Here is an 18,515-nt window from a genome sequence, read left to right as displayed (position 1 = left end):
AGATTTGCAGCAAGGCAGTTGATTATCGTTTCAAGCGTTTATAAAAACCACAATACCTGGAGATGACATGAAACACACACTCGTAGCGGCCGCCATCCTGGCCTCCTTTGTTGCCGGCAACGCCAGCGCCCAGTCGTCCGTCACCGTGTACGGCTTGCTCGACGCGGGCCTGACCTCCGAGCATGGCGGCGCGGAAGGCTCCGTCACCAAGCTGGCCACCGGCGTGCAGTCGGGCAGCCGCATCGGCTTCAAGGGCACGGAAGACCTGGGCAATAATCTGAAGGCCAACTTCCTGCTGGAAAACGGCCTCGACCTCGACACGGGCGCCTACCGCCAGGGCGCCTTGTTCGGACGCAAGGCCTACGTGGGCCTGTCGGGTGGCTTCGGTGCCGTGAATATCGGCTTGCAGCACAACCCGCTGTTTACCGCGCTGGACAATATTGACCCGTTCGAGACGGGCATGACGGGCGCGTCGATCAACCTGATGAGCGTGGCCAGCCTGCGCACGAAAAACTCCATCATGTACGAGACACCCAAGGTGAACGGTTTGTCGGCCGCCATCATGTATGGCCTCGGCGAAAAGCCGGACAGCAATACCCTGGGTCGCACCATCGACTTTTCCATCGATTACGCGAATGGCCCGCTGGTACTGACCCTGGCGCACGACAACCGCAAGGACACGCCGCTGAACACGGCCAAGGTCACCTTGCTGGGCGGCACCTACGACTTCGGCCCGGCCAAGCTGCACGCCGCGTATGAGACGGACAAGGATGACGCGGGCACGGATTTCCGCAGCTACATGCTGGGCGCATCGGCCCCCGTGGGTGCGGCCGGCAGCGTGATGGCGTCCTACATCAAGAAGGATGACCGCACGAATGCGCGCCGCGGCGGGCGCCAGCTGGCCATCGGCTACACCTATGCCTTGTCCAAGCGCACGAATCTGTACACCTCGTACGGGCGCATCAACAACGATGGCGCGGGCACCAACTTCGTCGGCGACGCTTCCAGCGGCGGCAGCGTGCCCTTGCCTGGGCATGACTCGAGCGCCTTTACGGCCGGCATGCGTTTGAAGTTCTAAGACGCGGCGCAGGACGAAGCGATGGCGGGCTGTCTGTTGCGGATAGCCCGCCATTGTTGTTTCAGGAGTGGCTCAAAGTCACGGATTCCGGATTCAGGAATGAAACAGTCCGATTTTTCATGAAATTTCATTGACAGCGCATTTCGCAACCGTTAAATTGAACACGTATTTCAAATATCGGAACAAAATATACCGATTTTTTATAAAACCGTAAGGAGACTGAGCCATGACCGATTTGTCCGACCAAAAAGCCGCCGCCGCTGCCGCCACCGCTGCAACCCCGGTTGGCCCGCAAAAAATGACGCCTTCCGAAGCGTTCGTGGAAACCCTGGCCGCCAATGGCGTGACCGACATGTTCGGCATCATGGGCTCGGCCTTCATGGATCCGATGGATATTTTTGCCCCGGCCGGCATCCGTCTGATTCCCGTCGTGCACGAGCAGGGCGCCGGCCACATGGCTGACGGTTACGCCCGCGTTTCGGGCCGCCATGGCGTCGTCATCGGCCAGAACGGCCCCGGCATCAGCAATTGCGTCACCGCCATTGCCGCCGCCTACTGGGCGCACACCCCGGTCGTGATCATTACCCCCGAGACGGGCACCATGAGCATGGGCCTGGGCGGCTTCCAGGAAGCCAACCAGCTGCCGATGTTCGAGGAATTTACCAAGTACCAGGGCCACGTCACCAATCCGGCCCGCATGGCGGAATTCACGGGCCGCTGCTTTGACCGTGCCATGTCGGAAATGGGCCCGACGCAACTGAACATCCCACGCGACTATTTTTATGGCGAAATCAAGGCCGAGATTCCAAAACCGAACCGCCTGGACCGTGGCGCCGGCGGCGAGCAAAGCCTTAACGATGCGGCCGAACTGCTGGCGACAGCCAAGTTCCCCGTGATCATCTCGGGCGGCGGCGTCGTCATGGGCGAGGCCATCGAAGAGTGCAAGGCGCTGGCCGAGCGCCTGGGCGCGCCCGTGGTGAACAGCTATCTGCATAACGATTCCTTCCCCGCCAGCCATCCGCTGTGGTGCGGTCCGCTCGGCTATCAGGGATCGAAGGCAGCCATGAAACTGATCGCCCAGGCCGACGTCGTCGTCGCCTTGGGTTCGCGCCTGGGACCGTTCGGCACCTTGCCGCAGCACGGCATGGATTACTGGCCAAAGAACGCCAAGATCATCCAGATCGACGCCGACAACAAGATGCTGGGCCTGGTCAAGAAAATCTCCGTCGGCATCTGCGGCGACGCCAAGGCAGCTGCGAAAGCCATCCTGGCGCGCCTCGATGGCAAGTCGCTCGACTGCGACGCGACCCGCGACGAGCGCTATGCCACCGTGCAAGCGGAAAAGGCGGCGTGGGAAGAAGAGCTGACCAACTGGACGCATGAAAAAGATGCGTACAGCCTGGACATGATCGAAGAGCAGAAGAAAGAGCCGGGCAATTATCTGCACCCGCGCCAGGTCTTGCGCGAGCTGGAAAAAGCCATGCCGGAAGACGTGATGGTGTCGACCGACATCGGCAACATCAACTCGGTGGCGAACAGCTATTTGCGCTTTGAAAAGCCGCGCAGCTTCTTTGCGGCGATGAGCTTTGGCAACTGCGGCTACGCGTTCCCGACCATCATCGGCGCCAAGGTGGCCGCGCCGCACCGTCCGGCCGTGTCGTATGCGGGCGACGGCGCCTGGGGCATGAGCCTGATGGAAACCATGACCTGCGTGCGCCACAACATTCCCGTGACGGCCGTGGTGTTCCACAACCGCCAGTGGGGCGCGGAAAAGAAAAACCAGGTGGATTTCTATAACCGCCGCTTTGTGGCCGGTGAACTCGACAACCAGAGCTTTGCGGAGATCGCGCGCGCCATGGGTGCCGAAGGCATCACGGTAGACAAGCTGGAAGACGTGGGCCCGGCCTTGAAGAAGGCGATCGACATGCAGATGAATGAAGGCAAGACGACCATCATCGAAATCATGTGCACGCGCGAGCTGGGCGACCCGTTCCGCCGCGATGCACTGAGCAAACCAGTGCGTCATTTGGATAAGTATAAAGACTATGTTTGATGCGCTGATGTTGTTGGATTACGCCCTCTGGGCTAATCCAACCTACGTGTAGCACGTATCGAATGCGTAGGTCGGATTAGCCGGGCCCTGGCCCGGCGTAATCCGACACCACTCTGACCGATCCTTGTATGACCCCGGCCATGCCGGGTTTTATGTGCCGGAACCATCTTTGTGCTTCCATGGTTCCGGCATTTTTTTACCGAATTGGAGTCGCCATGAAAGCCCTGCACCGCATCATCGCGCAAGCCCGCGCCGTGCCGAAAAACATCGTCTTGTGCGAGGGCGACGACGCGCGCGTGCTGCAGGCGGCCGCGCGTGCCGCTGCTGAAGGGCTGGCGCGCATCACCATCGTCGGCCAGCCGGCCGCCATCCTGGCCCTGGCGAACGAACAGAACCTGGACCTGGGCAGCGTGCGCCTGGTCGACCCTGCCACTTCCAGCGAAGCGGAGCACTATGCCCAGCAATTGTTCCTGCTGCGCCAGGCCAAGGGCATGACGGTGGAGCAAGCGAGGATCGCCGTGCAGGATCCGCTGTGCTACGCCAACCTGATGGTGCGCCTGGGCGACGCGGACGGCTGCGTGGCGGGGGCCGTGCACACGACGGCCAATGTGGTGCGCAGCGCCATCCAGATCATCGGCGTCGATCCCGCCTTCAAGCTGGTGTCGAGCTTTTTCCTCATGATGCTGTGCGAACCTTTCCACAGCCTGAAGGGTGGTTTCATCTTTTCCGACTGCGCCCTGGTGGTCGATCCGAAAGCGGAGGAACTGGCCGACATCGCCATGGCCGCGGCCGACAGCGCGCAAGCCTTGCTGATGGAAGAGCCGCGCGTCGCCATGCTGTCGTTTTCCACCAGCGGCAGCGCCCACCACGCGGCCGTCGACAAGGTGCATGCGGCCACCGACAGGGTCAAGGCGCAGCGCCCGCTGCTGGCCATCGATGGCGACGTGCAGCTGGACGCGGCCATCGTGGCCGAGATTTCGCAACGCAAAGTCAAGGATTCCGTCGTCAACGGCCGCGCGAATGTGCTGGTGTTCCCGAACCTGGACGCGGGCAATATCGGCTACAAGCTGGCCGAGCGCATGGGCGGCGCCGTCGCCATCGGCCCCTTGCTGCAAGGCTTGCAAAAGCCCGCCAACGATCTGTCGCGCGGCTGCAGCGCCGACGATGTGTACAACGTCATTGCGGTCACGGCCGTGCAGGCCCAGGGTGGACGCTGACTTTCTGTTCAGCCTGCCCGTGCTGGCGCTGCTGGCCGTGGTGGCGGCGGGCACGTATTTCCAGACCGTCACGGGCTTTGGCCTGGGCATGATCGTCATGGGCGTGGCCAGCGGCCTGGGCCTGGCGCCCGTGCCGGCCCTGGCGGCGCTCGTCAGTTTATTGTCGCTGGCCAACTGCCTGGTGGCCTTGCCAGGTGCCTTGCACCACCTGGACTGGCGCGCCATCCGCGCCGCCAGCATCGGCTTGCTGCCGGCCATGGCGGCCGGCGTCTTGCTGCTCGGCTACCTGGACCAGGCCTATGCGCCGCTGCTGCATTTGCTGCTGGGCGCGGCCATCGTGTATGGCGGCGTCAGCATCTTGCTACAGGCGCCGCCGGGCCCCGGTGCTGCCGACAAGCGCAGCTTCTTCATCAGCGGCGTGTGCGGCGGCCTGTTTTCCGGCCTGTTTTCGCTGGCCGGCCCGCCGCTCGTGTACCAGTTCTACCGCCAGGAAATGAGCCTGAAAACCATCCGCTACAGCCTGATCTTCCTGTTCGCCATCAGCGCGGGCGGGCGCTCGCTGATGGCGGGCAGCCAGGGCCAGCTCGATGCGAAAGTGCTGCTGCTGTGCGCGCTGGCCTTGCCCGTGGGCGTGCTGGCGACGATGGCCGGGAAACGCTATCCGCCGCCGATCGCCCAGCGCGGCATGCGCCGCATCGCGTTTGCCGTGCTGACCGCCATCGGCATTTCGCTGATGGTGGCGGCCGTGCCGCAACTGCTGGGCTAGTTTGCAAGCGTGCGGCGCTTGCAAAATATGCAAACAGCCTTTATATTCTCGGTTCTTTCTAGAACCTCTTCCTTATTGGAGCCAAAAGTGCCTCGCTTCTTCGCCATCACCTGCTAACGCTGACGAAATGCTCTCTGCAGCATCGTTCGGCGCGTTGACGCCCCCGATTGCTGCGGCACTGTTTTTACTCCCCCCGCACACGTATCCGAGACTTTAGTCTCGATCGTCCACGCCCGAACACGTCGTCAGCACCCCTGACCCTGTATGGACACGCCTGCGGTGAACGCGGCGTGGGACGCTATGTTTTTACAATCTTTACCCTTATTCAAATACCCGCGCACGCCGCACCTGGAAGGCTCGCGCCTGCAGGAGGGCGACGACGGCTCGGACCAGATGCCCCTGAAAAAGCTGGCCGGCCAGTACGTCGTCATCGAGGAAAAAATCGATGGCGCGAACTCCGCCGTGTCGTTCAGCGATGCGGGCGAAGTGCTGCTGCAGTCACGTGGCCATTACCTGGCGGGCGGCGGCAGCGAACGCCAGTTCAACCTGCTGAAACCGTGGGCGCATGCGCACGAACACGCCTTGCTGAGCTTGCTGGAAGACCAGTATGTGCTGTTTGGCGAATGGTCGTACAGCAAGCATTCCGTGTTTTACGACCGGCTGCCCCATTACTTCAACGAGTTCGACGTGTATTGCCGCCGCAGCCAGATGTTTTTGTCGACGGCGCGCCGTCACGCCATGCTGGCCGGCTCGCCCGTGCTGTCCGTCCCCGTGCTGTATGCGGGATTGATGCCCGCCACGCCGAAACAGCTGTGGCAGCTGCTGCGCCATTCACTGGCCAAGTCCCGTCTGTGGCGCGACACGTTTGAACACGCGGTGGCGCGCGAACGCCTGCCGCTGGACCTGTGCTGGAAGCAGACGGACAAGTCCGACCACGCGGAAGGCCTGTACCTGAAGGTGGAGGACGATGAGCAAGTGCTGGCCCGCTACAAGCTGGTGCGCCATGACTTTACGCAAACCATCCTCGACAGCGGCTCGCACCACAGCACGCGGCCCTTGATCCCCAACCAGCTTGCCGACGGCGTCGACCTGTATGCGCCGCAGCCGCTGGTCACGTGGGAAAGCCTGGGTTTGCACACCTGCCGGTCGCTCGACGAACTGGCAGTTTTTTCAAGGAATACAAAATGATGCACTGGAAAACCCTGCAGCAACTGGTGCCGCCAGCGGGCCGGTCGCCCGATTTCAATGCTTGCCTGGCCGCCTTCCCGCAGCTGGAACTGGCCAAGACGACGCCGCAAAACCCCGTCTACCACGCGGAAGGCGATGTGTGGACGCATACCATGATGGTGGTGGAATCCCTGCTGGCCATGCCCGACTACCGGCAAGCCACGCGGGCGCAACAGGAAATCGTGTTTCTCGCCGCCTTGCTGCACGACGTGGCCAAGTGCAGCACGACGGTGATCGATCCGGTGACGGGCGCCATCGGCCAGCCCGGCCACTCGCGCAAGGGCGCCCTCGATGCGCGCATCGCCCTGTGGGATTGCGACGTGCCGTTTGCCGCGCGCGAGGAAATCTGCCGCCTGATCAATGTGCACCAGGTGCCGTTCTTTGCGCTGGAACAATCGCGGCGCGGCGTGACGCCCGAGTTCACCGTGCGCGAGCTGTCGTGGCAAGTCGATATCCGGCTGCTGGCCATGCTGGCCGAGGCCGATATCCGCGGACGCATCTGTCCCGATCCGCAGCGCATTTTGGATGCCATCGAGCTGTTCCGCGAACTGGCGCGCGAGGAAGGCTGCTATGGCCAGCGCAGGGTGTTTGTCGACGATCACACGCGTGTGAAATATTTTCGCGGCGTCGAGGCGCATCCCGATTATTCCCTGTTCCAGGAGCCGGGTTCGCACGTGATCGTCATGTCGGGCTTGCCCGCGTCGGGCAAGAATACGTGGGTGGAGAAGCACCATCCGCGCCTGCCCGTCGTGTCTTTCGACGATGCGCGCACGGCCCTGGGCTTGAAGCACGGCAAGAACGAGGGACTGGTGGGCGACTATGCGGAAGAGCGGGCGCGCGAACTGTTGCGCAAGGGTGAGCCGTTCGTCTGGAACGCCACGCATCTGTCCAAGCTGATGCGCGAAAAGACGCTCAACCTGCTGTACAAATATCACGCGCAGGTGGAACTCGTGTACCTGGAACAGCCGCGCAAGGAGTTGCTGCGGCGCAACGGCCAGCGCGACACGTCGCTCAGCAACAAAAAGCTGCAAGCGATGCTGTGGAACTGGGAAATCCCGCTGCCGATGGAGGCGCACACGGTGCGCTACGAGGTGGGCTGAACGCTAGCGTTTGCGGCCACCAAGCAACTGCGCGATCTCGCTGAACAGTTCATTGTTCAGCGAGGCGGGCAGGGTGGTGGCCAGGCTGCGGCTGTAGTAGGCGCCCAGGTCCAGGCCCAGCCCCAGCCCGCAAATCTCCACGGCGCCCTGCGCTTCGCGGCGCGTCACCACGTGTTTCAGATGCTGGGCCAGGTAAAACTCGTCGTTGGCCAGATTCGTTGCCGTGTCCATGGGGCAACCGTCGGAGACGACGAGCAGTATGCGCCGCCGTTCCGGGCGCGCCAGCATGCGCGTGCAGGCCCAGTCCACGGCTTCGCCATCGGCGCCTTCGCGGTACAGGTCCGCCTTCAGCAGGGCGGCAATGTCGGGCCGCGCGCGGCGCCAGCTGGTATCGCCATCCTTGAAGACCATGTGCACGAGTTCGTTCAAGCGGCCCGGATTCGCCGGCGAGCGGGCGCGCATCCAGTCGCGTTTGACTCTTCCCCCGTTCCACGCGCCCGTCGTAAAGCCCAGCAACTCGGTGGCAACGCCAGCCTGGTCCAGTGCGCGCAGCACAATGTCGAGCAGCACGGCCACGGATTCCGCATGCGTCTTCATGGAGCCGGAGCAATCGACGAGAACGGTGACGAGGCAATCGGCTTGCGGTAAAAATTGCTCCTTGCGGAACAGCCTGCGCTCGGACGGCGAGCTGATCAGCTGAGCCAGGCGGCGCCCGTCGATATAACCCTCTTCTTCGCCAAACGACCAGCCTTCACGCTGTGGCACGGCCAGTAATTGCGTGAAATGCCGCGCCAGGCGGGCCGTGTTGATGCCCAGGCTGGCGATGCGAGCATCCATGCGTTCGCGGTATTCGAGCAGCAGGGCGCGGCGCACGAGTTCGCCCGCTTTTTCTTCGCGGTCGTAGGTCGTGGAGTACGCCTTGTAGCCGCCATCGCCATCGCTGAAGGCGCGGCTTGCGCCCAGCGGGGCGGCGTCGGGCAGATGGTCGTTATCGCTGTCGAAATCGAGCAGCAGCTTGAAGGCCGCCTGTGCTTTCGCATCGCCAGCCGCGTCCTGCTGGTCATCCTGCGCCGCTTGCGCGTCTTTCAGCATGGCATCGACGGCATGGGCGATGGCCAGCGCGTGATGCGCAAAGGCGGCCTGGTCCAGGCGCTGGCGGCGCAAGCCGGCCAGGTCTGCGCCCAGTGGCGAGGAAAGCGACCAGCGCGTGGCCTCGATAAAATCTTCCGTCTTTTCCAGCACGGGCCTGGCCGTCAGGCGTGACCAGCACATCTGGAATACCGTGTACAGCAGCAAGCCGGACGCGCCTTCGGCCAGGCCGGAATCGTAAAACGCATGCGACCAGGCCGTGAAACGGTGGCGCAGGTTGCCGGTGATACCGGCGTGCTGCTCGGGCGCCAGGGTTTCCACCCTTAACTGTTCCAGCAATTCAAAGACGAGGCGCGCCACCGGTTCGGCCGGACACAGTGTGCGGTGCAGCTTGGCGTCTGTATGCAGCAGGCGCAGGGCCACGCTGTCGGCCGCGCCGCGCAAGGACGGCAAATCCTGCAGCGCGGCATCGGGCTGCAAATGGGCCGCATGGATGGGCAGCGGGCGGTGGCCGTCGTGCAGGCGCCGGCCCCGGTAGCGGATCAAGGGTGAGCCGCTGAGGGCGCGGATGGCGCCCGCGCACAACTCGTCCGTTTCCTGCTGCTCGCGCGTGTAGGCGGCAGGAACGATGGCTTCGGCGTTCATGCCTGGCTCGCCAGCAATTCCTCATTGAAACAGCGCTGGTAGTACTCCGCCACCATGGGCCGCTCGGCCTCGTCGCATTTGTTGAGGAAGGACAGGCGGAAGGCCAGTGCCGGATCGCGGAAGATCTGGCAATTTTCCGCCCAGGTAATGACGGTGCGTGGCGACATCAAACAAGCCAGGTCGCCCGCCGCATAACCGTGGCGCGTGAGGCTGGCCACGGCCACCATGCGGGCGGCCAGCTGGCGGCCCGCCTCGTCGTTCATGGCGGGAACACGCGCCAGCACAATGTCGGTTTCCTCGTCCTGCGGCAAATAATTTAACGTGGCAACGATGTTCCAGCGGTCGATCTGCGCGTGGTTGAGCACTTGGGTGCCGTGGTACATGCCGTTCAGGTTGCCCAGGCCCACGGTGTTCGAGGTGGCGAACAGCCGGAAGTGCGGGTGCGGCGTGATGACCCGGTTCTGGTCGAGCAGGGTGAACTTGCCGTCGCGCTCGAGGATGCGCTGGATGACGAACATCACGTCGGGGCGGCCAGCGTCGTACTCGTCGAAGATCAGGGCCACGGGCCTTTGCAAGGACCACGGCACGATGCCTTCCTGAAACTCCGTCACTTGCTGCTGCTCGCGCAGCACGATGGCATCCTTGCCGACGAGGTCGAGGCGGCTGATGTGGCCGTCGAGGTTGACCCGCACGCAAGGCCAGTTCAGGCGCGCCGCCACTTGTTCGATATGCGTGGATTTGCCCGTGCCGTGCAAGCCTTGCACCATCACCCTGCGGTTGTGCGTGAAACCGGCCAGTATCGCCAGGGTGACGTCCTTGTTGAAGCGGTAGGCGGGATCGATGTCGGGCACGTGCGGGTCGCGTTCCGTAAACACGGGCACCTGCAGGTCGCTGTCGATATGGAACAGGCTGCGCACGGACTGCAAGGTTTGCGCCGCTGCGGCGGGGGGATGTTGGCGTGAATCTGGCACCTTGTTCTCCTGTGAAACCGCAGCTGGGGCGCCGCGGCGGTTATGTGTGAGTTGCGGAGTTACTTGACTGCAATGCGTCGTCGTCCCCGCCCGACGTCGGCATGGTTTCCGATTCGATGGCGGCCAGGGCTTGCGCGGCGCGCTGCAATGCAGGCAAGAAATGTAAAGCCTTGTCGTGCGTCAGACGGATGATGGGCGCCTGGATAGCCACGGCCAGGTTCGAGCGGCCGTTCGGGTTCGGCACCAGCACGGCCACGCATAGCAGGCCGGGCAGGAATTCCTCGTCGTCCAGCGCATAGCCGTTGCGGCGCACCACTTCCAGTTCGCGCTCCAGCTTGACGGGATCCGTTTCCGTCTTGTCCGTAAAGCGCGTCAATTCCATGTGGCCCAGCAGGCGGCGGCGCTGTACGGGCGTCATTTGCGCCAGGAACAATTTGCCGCTCGACGAGCAATGGGCCGGCACCCGCGATCCTGGATGCAGATAAAAGCGCAGGGGCGCCGCCGTTTCCACGCGGTCCAGGTACACCACTTCGCTGCCGCTGAAGGCCGTCAGGTTGCAGCTTTCGCCCACTTCCTCGACCAGCTGGCGCAAGACCATGCGGCGGGCGCCATGGAAAGTGTTGTTAATCAAGAGGTTAGACGCCAGGCGGCGCAGGCGCACGCCCGTGCTGTAGTGGCGGCCATCGCTTTCGCGCTGCAGCACGCCCACGCTTTCCAGCTGTTGCAGCATGCGGTGCAGGGTGGGCTTGGGCAGGCCCGTTTCTTCCACCAGCGCTTGCAGCGACAGCAACTGGTCTTTCTCGGCAATCACTTCCAGCAAAGCAAACAAACGCATCGTGGGCGTGTCGCCTTCCAGTTTTTCCGGCTCAAGTTTTGGGGATGAAATCATGTCCATGGTGGCCTCGGTGTGGTGTCTGTGTTTATTTCATTTTCGAACTCAAATTGTACCGTTTCCTTGAAAATCTGTTTGACTTTTGCACGTCGAACGCTTAAATTGAATTGTATATCAAATTTCGGAACAAAATATACCGATTTTTGATAAATAAGTTGATCATTTCAACAGCCGCCATCACTACAGACCAGGAGACACCCGTGAATGACATGACCGAACAAAAAGCCGCCGCCGCTGCGGCCAGCGCAGCCACTCCCGTTGGCCCGCAAAAAATGACGCCTTCCGAAGCGTTCGTGGAAACCCTGGCCGCCAATGGCGTGACCGACATGTTCGGCATCATGGGCTCGGCCTTCATGGACCCGATGGATATCTTTGCCCCGGCCGGCATCCGTCTGATTCCCGTCGTGCACGAGCAGGGCGCCGGCCACATGGCTGACGGTTACGCCCGCGTTTCGGGCCGCCATGGCGTCGTCATCGGCCAGAACGGCCCCGGCATCAGCAATTGCGTCACCGCCATTGCCGCCGCCTACTGGGCGCACACCCCGGTCGTCATCATCACGCCGGAGACGGGCACCATGAGCATGGGCCTGGGCGGCTTCCAGGAAGCCAACCAGTTGCCGATGTTCGAGGAATTTACCAAGTACCAGGGCCACGTCACCAATCCGGCCCGCATGGCGGAATTCACGGGCCGCTGCTTTGACCGTGCCATGTCGGAAATGGGGCCGACGCAACTGAACATCCCGCGCGACTATTTTTATGGCGAAATCAAGGCTGAGATTCCCAAGCCGAACCGCCTGGACCGTGGCGCCGGCGGCGAGCAAAGCCTCAACGATGCGGCCGAACTGCTGGCGACAGCCAAGTTTCCCGTCATCATTTCGGGCGGCGGCGTCGTCATGGGCGAAGCGATCGAAGAGTGCAAGGCGCTGGCCGAGCGCCTGGGCGCGCCCGTGGTGAACAGCTATCTGCATAACGATTCCTTCCCCGCCAGCCATCCGCTGTGGTGCGGTCCGCTCGGCTACCAGGGTTCCAAGGCGGCCATGAAACTGATCGCCCAGGCCGACGTCGTCGTCGCTTTGGGTTCGCGCCTGGGCCCGTTCGGCACCTTGCCGCAGCACGGCATGGATTACTGGCCAAAGAACGCGAAGATCATCCAGATCGACGCCGACAACAAGATGCTGGGCCTGGTCAAGAAAATCTCCGTCGGTATCTGCGGCGACGCCAAGGCGGCTGCGAAAGCGATTCTTTCCCGCCTGGACGGCAAGACGCTCGATTGCGACGCGACGCGCGAAGAGCGCTATGCCACCGTGCAGGCGGAAAAGGCGGCATGGGAAGAGGAACTGACCAACTGGACGCATGAAAAAGATGCGTACAGCCTGGACATGATCGAAGAGCAGAAGAAAGAGCCGGGCAACTATCTGCACCCGCGCCAGGTCTTGCGCGAGCTGGAAAAAGCCATGCCGGAAGACGTGATGGTGTCGACCGACATCGGCAACATCAACTCGGTGGCGAACAGCTATTTGCGCTTTGAAAAGCCGCGCAGCTTCTTTGCGGCGATGAGCTTTGGCAACTGCGGCTACGCGTTCCCGACCATCATCGGCGCCAAGGTGGCCGCGCCGCACCGTCCAGCCGTGTCGTATGCGGGCGACGGTGCCTGGGGCATGAGCCTGATGGAAACCATGACCTGCGTGCGCCACAACATTCCCGTGACGGCCGTGGTGTTCCACAACCGCCAGTGGGGCGCGGAAAAGAAAAACCAGGTGGATTTCTACAACCGCCGCTTTGTCGCCGGTGAACTCGACAACCAGAGCTTTGCGGAGATTGCGCGTGCCATGGGTGCCGAAGGCATCACGGTCGACAAGCTGGAAGACGTGGGCCCGGCCTTGAAGAAGGCGATCGACATGCAGATGAATGAAGGCAAGACCACCATCATCGAAATCATGTGCACGCGCGAGCTGGGCGACCCGTTCCGCCGCGATGCGCTGAGCAAACCAGTGCGGCATTTGGATAAGTATAAAGACTATGTTTGATGCGCTGATGTTGTTGGATTACGCCCTCTGGGCTAATCCAACCTACGTGTAGCACGTATCGAATGCGTAGGTCGGATTAGGCGTAGGTCGAATTAGCCGGGCGCAAGCCCGGCGTAATCCGACGCCACCTGCGCAATCAACAAGTGTGCAGCTGAGATCCGCCAGGCCCGGCGTCATCCAGCACCACCTTGTGACGAAATTCTCACACATTGTCACTTCTGCATCGCTATTTCAATAAAGAATACAAAGCGTCCCGGTATTTGGATTATTTGATTTGACAAGCACAGGCATTCAGCTTAAATTCAATAAAAATACTAAAAAACGGAACGAAAAGTACCAAATTCGACTCACGGAGACAAAAATGAACACACGAGTACCGACAGATGCTGTTACCACCGACTTCCTGCAAGCGTTCGGCGATGCCTGGAACCGCCACGATATCGAGGCCCTGATGGCCGCCATGGCCGATGACTGCGAATTCCACGCCGTCGCCGGTCCTGACTTGCTGGGCAAAAGTTTCATTGGCCGTGACGCCGTGCGCGCCGGCTTCGAGCTGGCCTGGCAAACCTTCCCTGACGCCGCCTGGCTCAACCCCGTGCATTTCGTCAGCGGCGAGCACGGCGTGACGGAGTCGACCTTTGCGGGCACCAAGGCGGACGGCACGCGCATCGAAGCGCGCATGGTGGATATCTTTACCTTCCGCGATGGCAAGATCGCCGTGAAGAATGCTTTCCGCAAGGACCGTCCACCGGTCGTCAGCGCCACCACCCAAGCCTGAGCCAGCAAGTTCACCAGGAATGACCATGAACAAACCTGTCGATACTCCACCTGGCGTACTGGGTAGCAGCACCGCGGCCCGCACGCCTTACGATCCCGCCTACGATCCGCTGGTGGCCCAGCGCCCCGGCCACGGCAATGCCTACGCGCCCACCTACTGGATCGGCACGGCGGGCGAGCCGCCGGCCGACGACGGCCCCATCACGCATGACATCGACGTCGACGTGGCCATCATCGGCTCCGGTTTCACGGGCCTGTCCTGCGCCATCTTCCTGGCCCAGGAACACGGCATCAAGGCCACCGTGCTGGAAGCGAACCGGGTCAGCTGGGGCTGCAGCACGCGTAATGGCGGCCAGGCGCAATGCACGACGGGCCGCCTGAAGCGCTCGCAGTGGATAGACCGCTACGGCCTGGAAACCGCGCTCAAGCTGCATACGGAAGTGTGCGATGCGATGGAAACGTTCAAGAAGATCACGGCCGACATCGATTGCGACCCGCAGCCGGGCGGCCACCTGTACATCGCCCACAAGGCGAAAGCCATGCCTGCGCTGGAAAAAGAAGCCAAAGTGATGCGCGAGATCTTCCACTATGACGCCCGCATCCTCGACGCCGATACCGTCAAGCGCGAGTATGTGGATGACAAGGAAGCGGCCGGTGCGCTGCACGAGCCGGAAGGCATCGGCATCCACGCGGGCAAGCTGGCCTTCGGCTACCTGCGCAAGGCGCGCGCGCTGGGCGCCAAGGTGCACCCATCGAGCCCCGTGATGGGCTGGGAAACGCGCAACGGCGTGCATTACCTGCAAACGCCGGGCGGCGTGGTGCGTGCCCGTTCCGTGGCCGTCGCCACGGGCGGCTACACCTCGCCCCATTTGCACCCGCAAGTGAAGAACCGCTTGCTGCCGATTTTGTCGAACTCGCTCGTCACGCGGCCCTTGACCCCGGCGGAAATCGAGGCGTGCAACTTCCGCACGCACCAGGTGATCACGGATACGCGCATCCTGCGCCATTACTACCGCTTGATGCCGGACAACCGCGTGCAGATCGGCAGCCGCAGCGCCATCACGGGCGCCGATGCACCCCAGGGCAAGTATGAACAGGGTTTGATCAACGACCTGCACCGCAAGTTCCCCGCGCTGACGGGCATAGCCATCGATTATTCGTGGTGGGGCTGGGTCGACGTCAGCCACGACATGATGCCGCGCATCGTGCAGCCTGACCCGAAGCAATCGATCTTTTACTCACTCGGCTACGGAGGCAACGGCGTCATGTATTCGGCGCAGGCGGGACGGCGCATGGCCGAGCGCATCGCCGGCAAGCCCAGCGACACGGGCTTGCCGATCTTCAACTCCAAACTGCCGTATCCCAACATGATGGAAATGGTCGAGTCGCAAGCGTTCGCCCCGTTCCGCCGCCTGGGCCAGCGCTTCCTGTACCGCTGGTATCACTTGAAGGATGAAGTTTTTTAAAAGCAGCACTGTCGTTCCAGTCGCCATATGCACCGGCAAAGACCGGTCAATGGCGCCTGTTCCGCAAGGAGCAGATATTGCCCGCACGTTCACACATAACAATAAACTTGGAGTGAGACATGAACACATACACGAGCAAAACCCCGAGCAAAACGATTTTTTCAACAATGCGCCGCGCCGTCCTCGGCACCCTGATGCTGGGTGTCGCCGTTGCTGCCAGCGGCACGGCCTTCGCGCAAAGCAAGGAAGTGACGATTGCCTACCAGGAAATCAATGGTCCCTTCCTGGTGGCCATTGCCAGCGGCGAAGTGGAGAAAACCACCGGCTATAAAATCAACTGGCGCAAGTTCGACTCGGGCGCCAAGGTGGCCACCGGCATGGCGTCCGGCGACGTGCAGATCGGCGTCATCGGTTCCAGCCCCCTGACGGCGGCCGTCAGCCGCGGCGTCGACTTGCAACTGTTCTGGATCATCGACGACATCAACGAAGCCGAAGCGATGGTGGCCCGCAACGGCGCCGGCATCAGCAAGCCGGCGGATTTGCGCGGCAAGAAGATCGCCGTGCCTTTCGTTTCCACCACCCACTTCCACACCATGTTCGCGCTGGAAACCTGGGGCATCAAGCCATCCGAAGTGAAACTGCTCAACATGCAGCCGAACCAGATCGCCGCCGCCTGGGAGCGTGGCGATATCGATGCGGCCTTCGTGTGGGACCCGGCCTTGAGCAAGCTCAAGCAAAACGGCAAGGTGCTCGTCACCTCCGGCGAGCTGAGCAAGAAGGGCAAGGCCACGTTTGACGGCATGGCCGTCGAGCGCGCCTGGGGCGAGGCGAATGCCGACTTCATGGCCAAGTTCGTCAAGGTGATGGCCGCCTTTGATGCCGACTACCGCGCCAATCCCAAGGCGTGGACCATTGACTCCCCGCAAGTCAAAGCCAACGTCAAGCATTCGGGCGCGGCCGCCAAAGACGTGGCCGCTTCCGTGGCCCTGTACGCCTACCCATCGTTGCAGGAACAGGCTTCGCCGGCCTGGTTGGGGGGCGGCGCGAAAGGCGGCGTGGCACAAGCCTTGCTGGCCACGGCGCAATTCCTCAAGGGCGAAGGCAAGATCGACACCCTGGCAACTGATTACGCCAAGTATGTGACACCCAAGTATGCACAGGCCGCCGGCCTGCTGAAGTAAACGTTGTGTGACGGCGCGCCTGCGGGCGCGCTGACTGAACAGGATGCGTTGAACTGAAGTGACTACACTTATGCGGGGCACATGATGGAAAATCTCTACGTCAAGGATGTCAGCGTGATTTATCCGGGCAAGACGGCCGGTGAACGCGTACATGCCTTAAATAATATCAATCTCACCATCAATAGCGGCGATTTCGTCGTTGCGCTGGGCGCATCGGGTTGCGGCAAGACCACCTTGCTGAGCCTGATGGCGGGCTTCATCGCCCCGTCCAAGGGCGAGATCATGCTGGGCGATACCAAGGTGGAAGGGCCGGGCGCCGACCGTGGCGTGGTGTTTCAGAAGCATGCCTTGCTGCCCTGGCTGAATGTGATGGAAAACGTGGAATTCGGCTTGAAGCTGCAAGGCGTGCCGAAAGCCGTGCGGCGCGAGCAGGCGGCGAAGAACCTGGCGCTGGTGGGCTTGAAGGACTTTCACGACAATATGATTTATCAATTGTCGGGCGGCATGCAGCAGCGGGTTGGCATCGCCCGCGCGCTCACCAGCAACCCGGCCATGTTGCTGATGGATGAGCCGATGGCGGCGCTCGATGCGCTGACCCGCGAAACCATCCAGGAGTTGCTGCTCGATATCTGGGCCAAGTCCAGCACCATGTTCTTCTTTATTACCCACAGCGTCGACGAGGCGCTGTTCCTGGCGAACCGGCTGATCGTCATGTCGCCCCGTCCGGGCCGCATCACGCACACCTATGAACTCGATTTCAACAAGCGCTTCCTGGAGTGCCGCGATGCGCGTGCCGTGAAATCGAGTCCGGACTTCATCAAGATGCGCGAAACGGTGCTCAACATCATTTATGGCGACGAACGCGCCGTCAATAAAGAGCTGGAGGTGTCCCATGCATAGCCCATCCGTCGTGGGATTTCCTCCCGCCAGCGCCAAGCGCGCCGGTTTCTTTGGCCGCCTGTTCGCCCCCCGCTGTGCCATGCCCGGCGAAGCGTTCGGCGCGCCGGGGCAGGGCAATTCCAGCCGCATCGCCACCGTTACCGTCATCGCCGTGCTGTTGCTGTGGTTTGGCGTGACGGCCAGCGGCATGGTGAAACCGCTGTTCTTGCCATCGCCGCAAGCCGTGTATGAAAAGTTCATCATGGCGGCGACCACCGGTTTCGGTGGCGCCACCCTGTGGGAACACACCGTTGCCAGTCTGGTGCGTGTGTTCGGCGCCTTTGGCCTGGCTTGTTTGTTCGCCATTCCCATTGGCGTGATGATGGGCGTGAACCGCGTGGCGCGCGGCATTTTCGATCCCTTGATCGAGTTCTACCGTCCGCTGCCGCCGCTCGCTTACTTGCCACTGGTCATCATCTGGTTCGGCATCGGCGAGTTCTCGAAGGTCTACCTGATCTTCCTGGCCATCTTCGCGCCGATGGCCATCGCGGCACGCGCCGGTGTCAGCTCCGTGTCGCTGGAGCAAATCCACGCGGCCTATTCGATGGGCGCCACGCGTTTCCAGGTGATCGTGCACGTGATCCTGCGCGCGGCCATCCCGGAGATTCTCACCGGCATGCGCATCGGCATCGGCGTGGGCTGGACCACCCTGGTGGCGGGCGAGATGGTGGCGGCCACGCGCGGCCTCGGCTACATGGTGCTCAGCGCGTCCGAGTTCCTGGCCAGCGACGTAGTGATCATGGGCATTATCGTGATCGGCTTCTTTGCTTTCCTGTTTGATTTGATGATGCGTTACCTCGAACGTACCCTCGTGCCATGGAAGGGCAAGGTGTAAGACGTTCCCGGGAGTGGCGCCGGCGCCACAAGTGTTGCCGCCGCTCCCATTTTTTTAAGCAGCAATAACTCAGCAATAACCCCGCAATACCCCGTACTTACCCTCCAGCGCGTCCGGCCCCTGGCTGCCGCGCCGGGCCGCTGCATTTCCAGATTGACTTATGGAATGCGGCCAACCAGACTGATTCACACGATGTATCGATGCTGCTTGACGGCGTTGCCTAAAATAAAACAAGCCGCGCGGCAGCAGCAA

At 62.1% G+C, this 18,515-nt stretch carries 15 protein-coding genes; 12 read left to right on the top strand and 3 right to left on the bottom strand.

Annotation, left to right across the window (positions count from 1 at the left end; translation table 11 throughout):
* Nucleotides 1-67 precede the first annotated feature (67 nt).
* From ACQ4WR_RS22535 to ACQ4WR_RS22510, 6 genes are all read left to right on the top strand, one after another.
* Nucleotides 68-1,078 (top strand): porin, encoded by a 1,011-nt coding sequence (locus tag ACQ4WR_RS22535; RefSeq protein WP_436490029.1) that lies wholly within the window; start codon nucleotides 68-70, stop codon nucleotides 1,076-1,078.
* A gap of 226 nt (nucleotides 1,079-1,304) precedes the next feature.
* Nucleotides 1,305-3,131: a sulfoacetaldehyde acetyltransferase gene (gene xsc / locus ACQ4WR_RS22530; RefSeq protein WP_436490027.1), complete on the top strand. Its 1,827-nt coding sequence runs from the start codon at nucleotides 1,305-1,307 to the stop codon at nucleotides 3,129-3,131.
* A 215-nt stretch (nucleotides 3,132-3,346) separates the two neighbouring features.
* Nucleotides 3,347-4,348 (top strand): phosphate acetyltransferase, encoded by a 1,002-nt coding sequence (pta, locus tag ACQ4WR_RS22525; protein WP_436490026.1) that lies wholly within the window; start codon nucleotides 3,347-3,349, stop codon nucleotides 4,346-4,348.
* On the top strand, nucleotides 4,338-5,114 hold the full coding sequence (locus ACQ4WR_RS22520; RefSeq protein ID WP_436490024.1) for a TSUP family transporter: 777 nt from the start codon (nucleotides 4,338-4,340) through the stop codon (nucleotides 5,112-5,114). The genes pta and ACQ4WR_RS22520 overlap by 11 nt, the downstream gene beginning before the upstream one ends.
* Before the next feature lie 300 nt (nucleotides 5,115-5,414).
* Complete coding sequence (locus tag ACQ4WR_RS22515; RefSeq protein WP_436490022.1) at nucleotides 5,415-6,302, top strand: RNA ligase family protein; 888 nt, start codon at nucleotides 5,415-5,417, stop codon at nucleotides 6,300-6,302.
* Nucleotides 6,302-7,441, top strand: a complete 1,140-nt coding sequence (locus tag ACQ4WR_RS22510; RefSeq protein ID WP_436490179.1) for an AAA family ATPase — start codon at nucleotides 6,302-6,304, stop codon at nucleotides 7,439-7,441. The genes ACQ4WR_RS22515 and ACQ4WR_RS22510 overlap by 1 nt, the downstream gene beginning before the upstream one ends.
* A gap of 3 nt (nucleotides 7,442-7,444) precedes the next feature.
* Here the strand turns inward: ACQ4WR_RS22510 and ACQ4WR_RS22505 are convergent, their stop codons facing one another.
* The 3 genes from ACQ4WR_RS22505 to ACQ4WR_RS22495 are packed head-to-tail and all read right to left on the bottom strand — an operon-like array spanning nucleotide 7,445 to nucleotide 11,035.
* The gene (locus ACQ4WR_RS22505) at nucleotides 7,445-9,175 is read right to left on the bottom strand and encodes a cobaltochelatase CobT-related protein (protein ID WP_436490020.1); all 1,731 of its coding nucleotides are present in this window, start codon (nucleotides 9,173-9,175) and stop codon (nucleotides 7,445-7,447) included.
* A complete protein-coding gene (locus ACQ4WR_RS22500) occupies nucleotides 9,172-10,146 on the bottom strand; it encodes an AAA family ATPase (RefSeq protein ID WP_180979575.1) in 975 nt (324 codons plus the stop codon). Before ACQ4WR_RS22500 ends, ACQ4WR_RS22505 begins: the two co-directional genes overlap by 4 nt.
* Nucleotides 10,147-10,186: 40 nt before the next feature.
* Nucleotides 10,187-11,035 (bottom strand): IclR family transcriptional regulator, encoded by an 849-nt coding sequence (locus ACQ4WR_RS22495; RefSeq protein WP_374755275.1) that lies wholly within the window; start codon nucleotides 11,033-11,035, stop codon nucleotides 10,187-10,189.
* 212 nt (nucleotides 11,036-11,247) lie between these two features.
* Here ACQ4WR_RS22495 and xsc (ACQ4WR_RS22490) point away from each other — a divergent pair, with 212 nt between their 5' ends.
* The 6 genes from xsc (ACQ4WR_RS22490) (at nucleotide 11,248) to ACQ4WR_RS22465 (ending at nucleotide 18,263) form a co-directional block, all read left to right on the top strand.
* Nucleotides 11,248-13,065, top strand: a complete 1,818-nt coding sequence (xsc, locus tag ACQ4WR_RS22490) for a sulfoacetaldehyde acetyltransferase (RefSeq protein ID WP_436490177.1) — start codon at nucleotides 11,248-11,250, stop codon at nucleotides 13,063-13,065.
* A 361-nt stretch (nucleotides 13,066-13,426) separates the two neighbouring features.
* A complete protein-coding gene (locus ACQ4WR_RS22485) occupies nucleotides 13,427-13,843 on the top strand; it encodes a nuclear transport factor 2 family protein (RefSeq protein ID WP_102293340.1) in 417 nt (138 codons plus the stop codon).
* Nucleotides 13,844-13,868: 25 nt separating this feature from the next.
* Nucleotides 13,869-15,308 carry an NAD(P)/FAD-dependent oxidoreductase gene (locus ACQ4WR_RS22480; RefSeq protein WP_436490017.1) on the top strand — a complete coding sequence of 480 codons (1,440 nt, stop codon included), beginning with the start codon at nucleotides 13,869-13,871 and terminating at the stop codon, nucleotides 15,306-15,308.
* Between the two features lie 119 nt (nucleotides 15,309-15,427).
* Nucleotides 15,428-16,489: a taurine ABC transporter substrate-binding protein gene (tauA, locus tag ACQ4WR_RS22475; protein ID WP_436490015.1), complete on the top strand. Its 1,062-nt coding sequence runs from the start codon at nucleotides 15,428-15,430 to the stop codon at nucleotides 16,487-16,489.
* A gap of 84 nt (nucleotides 16,490-16,573) precedes the next feature.
* A complete protein-coding gene (locus ACQ4WR_RS22470) occupies nucleotides 16,574-17,389 on the top strand; it encodes a taurine ABC transporter ATP-binding protein (protein WP_436490176.1) in 816 nt (271 codons plus the stop codon).
* A 79-nt stretch (nucleotides 17,390-17,468) separates the two neighbouring features.
* Complete coding sequence (locus ACQ4WR_RS22465; RefSeq protein ID WP_051959683.1) at nucleotides 17,469-18,263, top strand: ABC transporter permease subunit; 795 nt, start codon at nucleotides 17,469-17,471, stop codon at nucleotides 18,261-18,263.
* Nucleotides 18,264-18,515: the final 252 nt, after the last annotated feature.

It is taken from the genome of Janthinobacterium amylolyticum (assembly GCF_051380655.1).
GTDB lineage: Bacteria > Pseudomonadota > Gammaproteobacteria > Burkholderiales > Burkholderiaceae_D > Janthinobacterium.
This window is presented reverse-complemented; position numbering and strand designations above follow the sequence as displayed.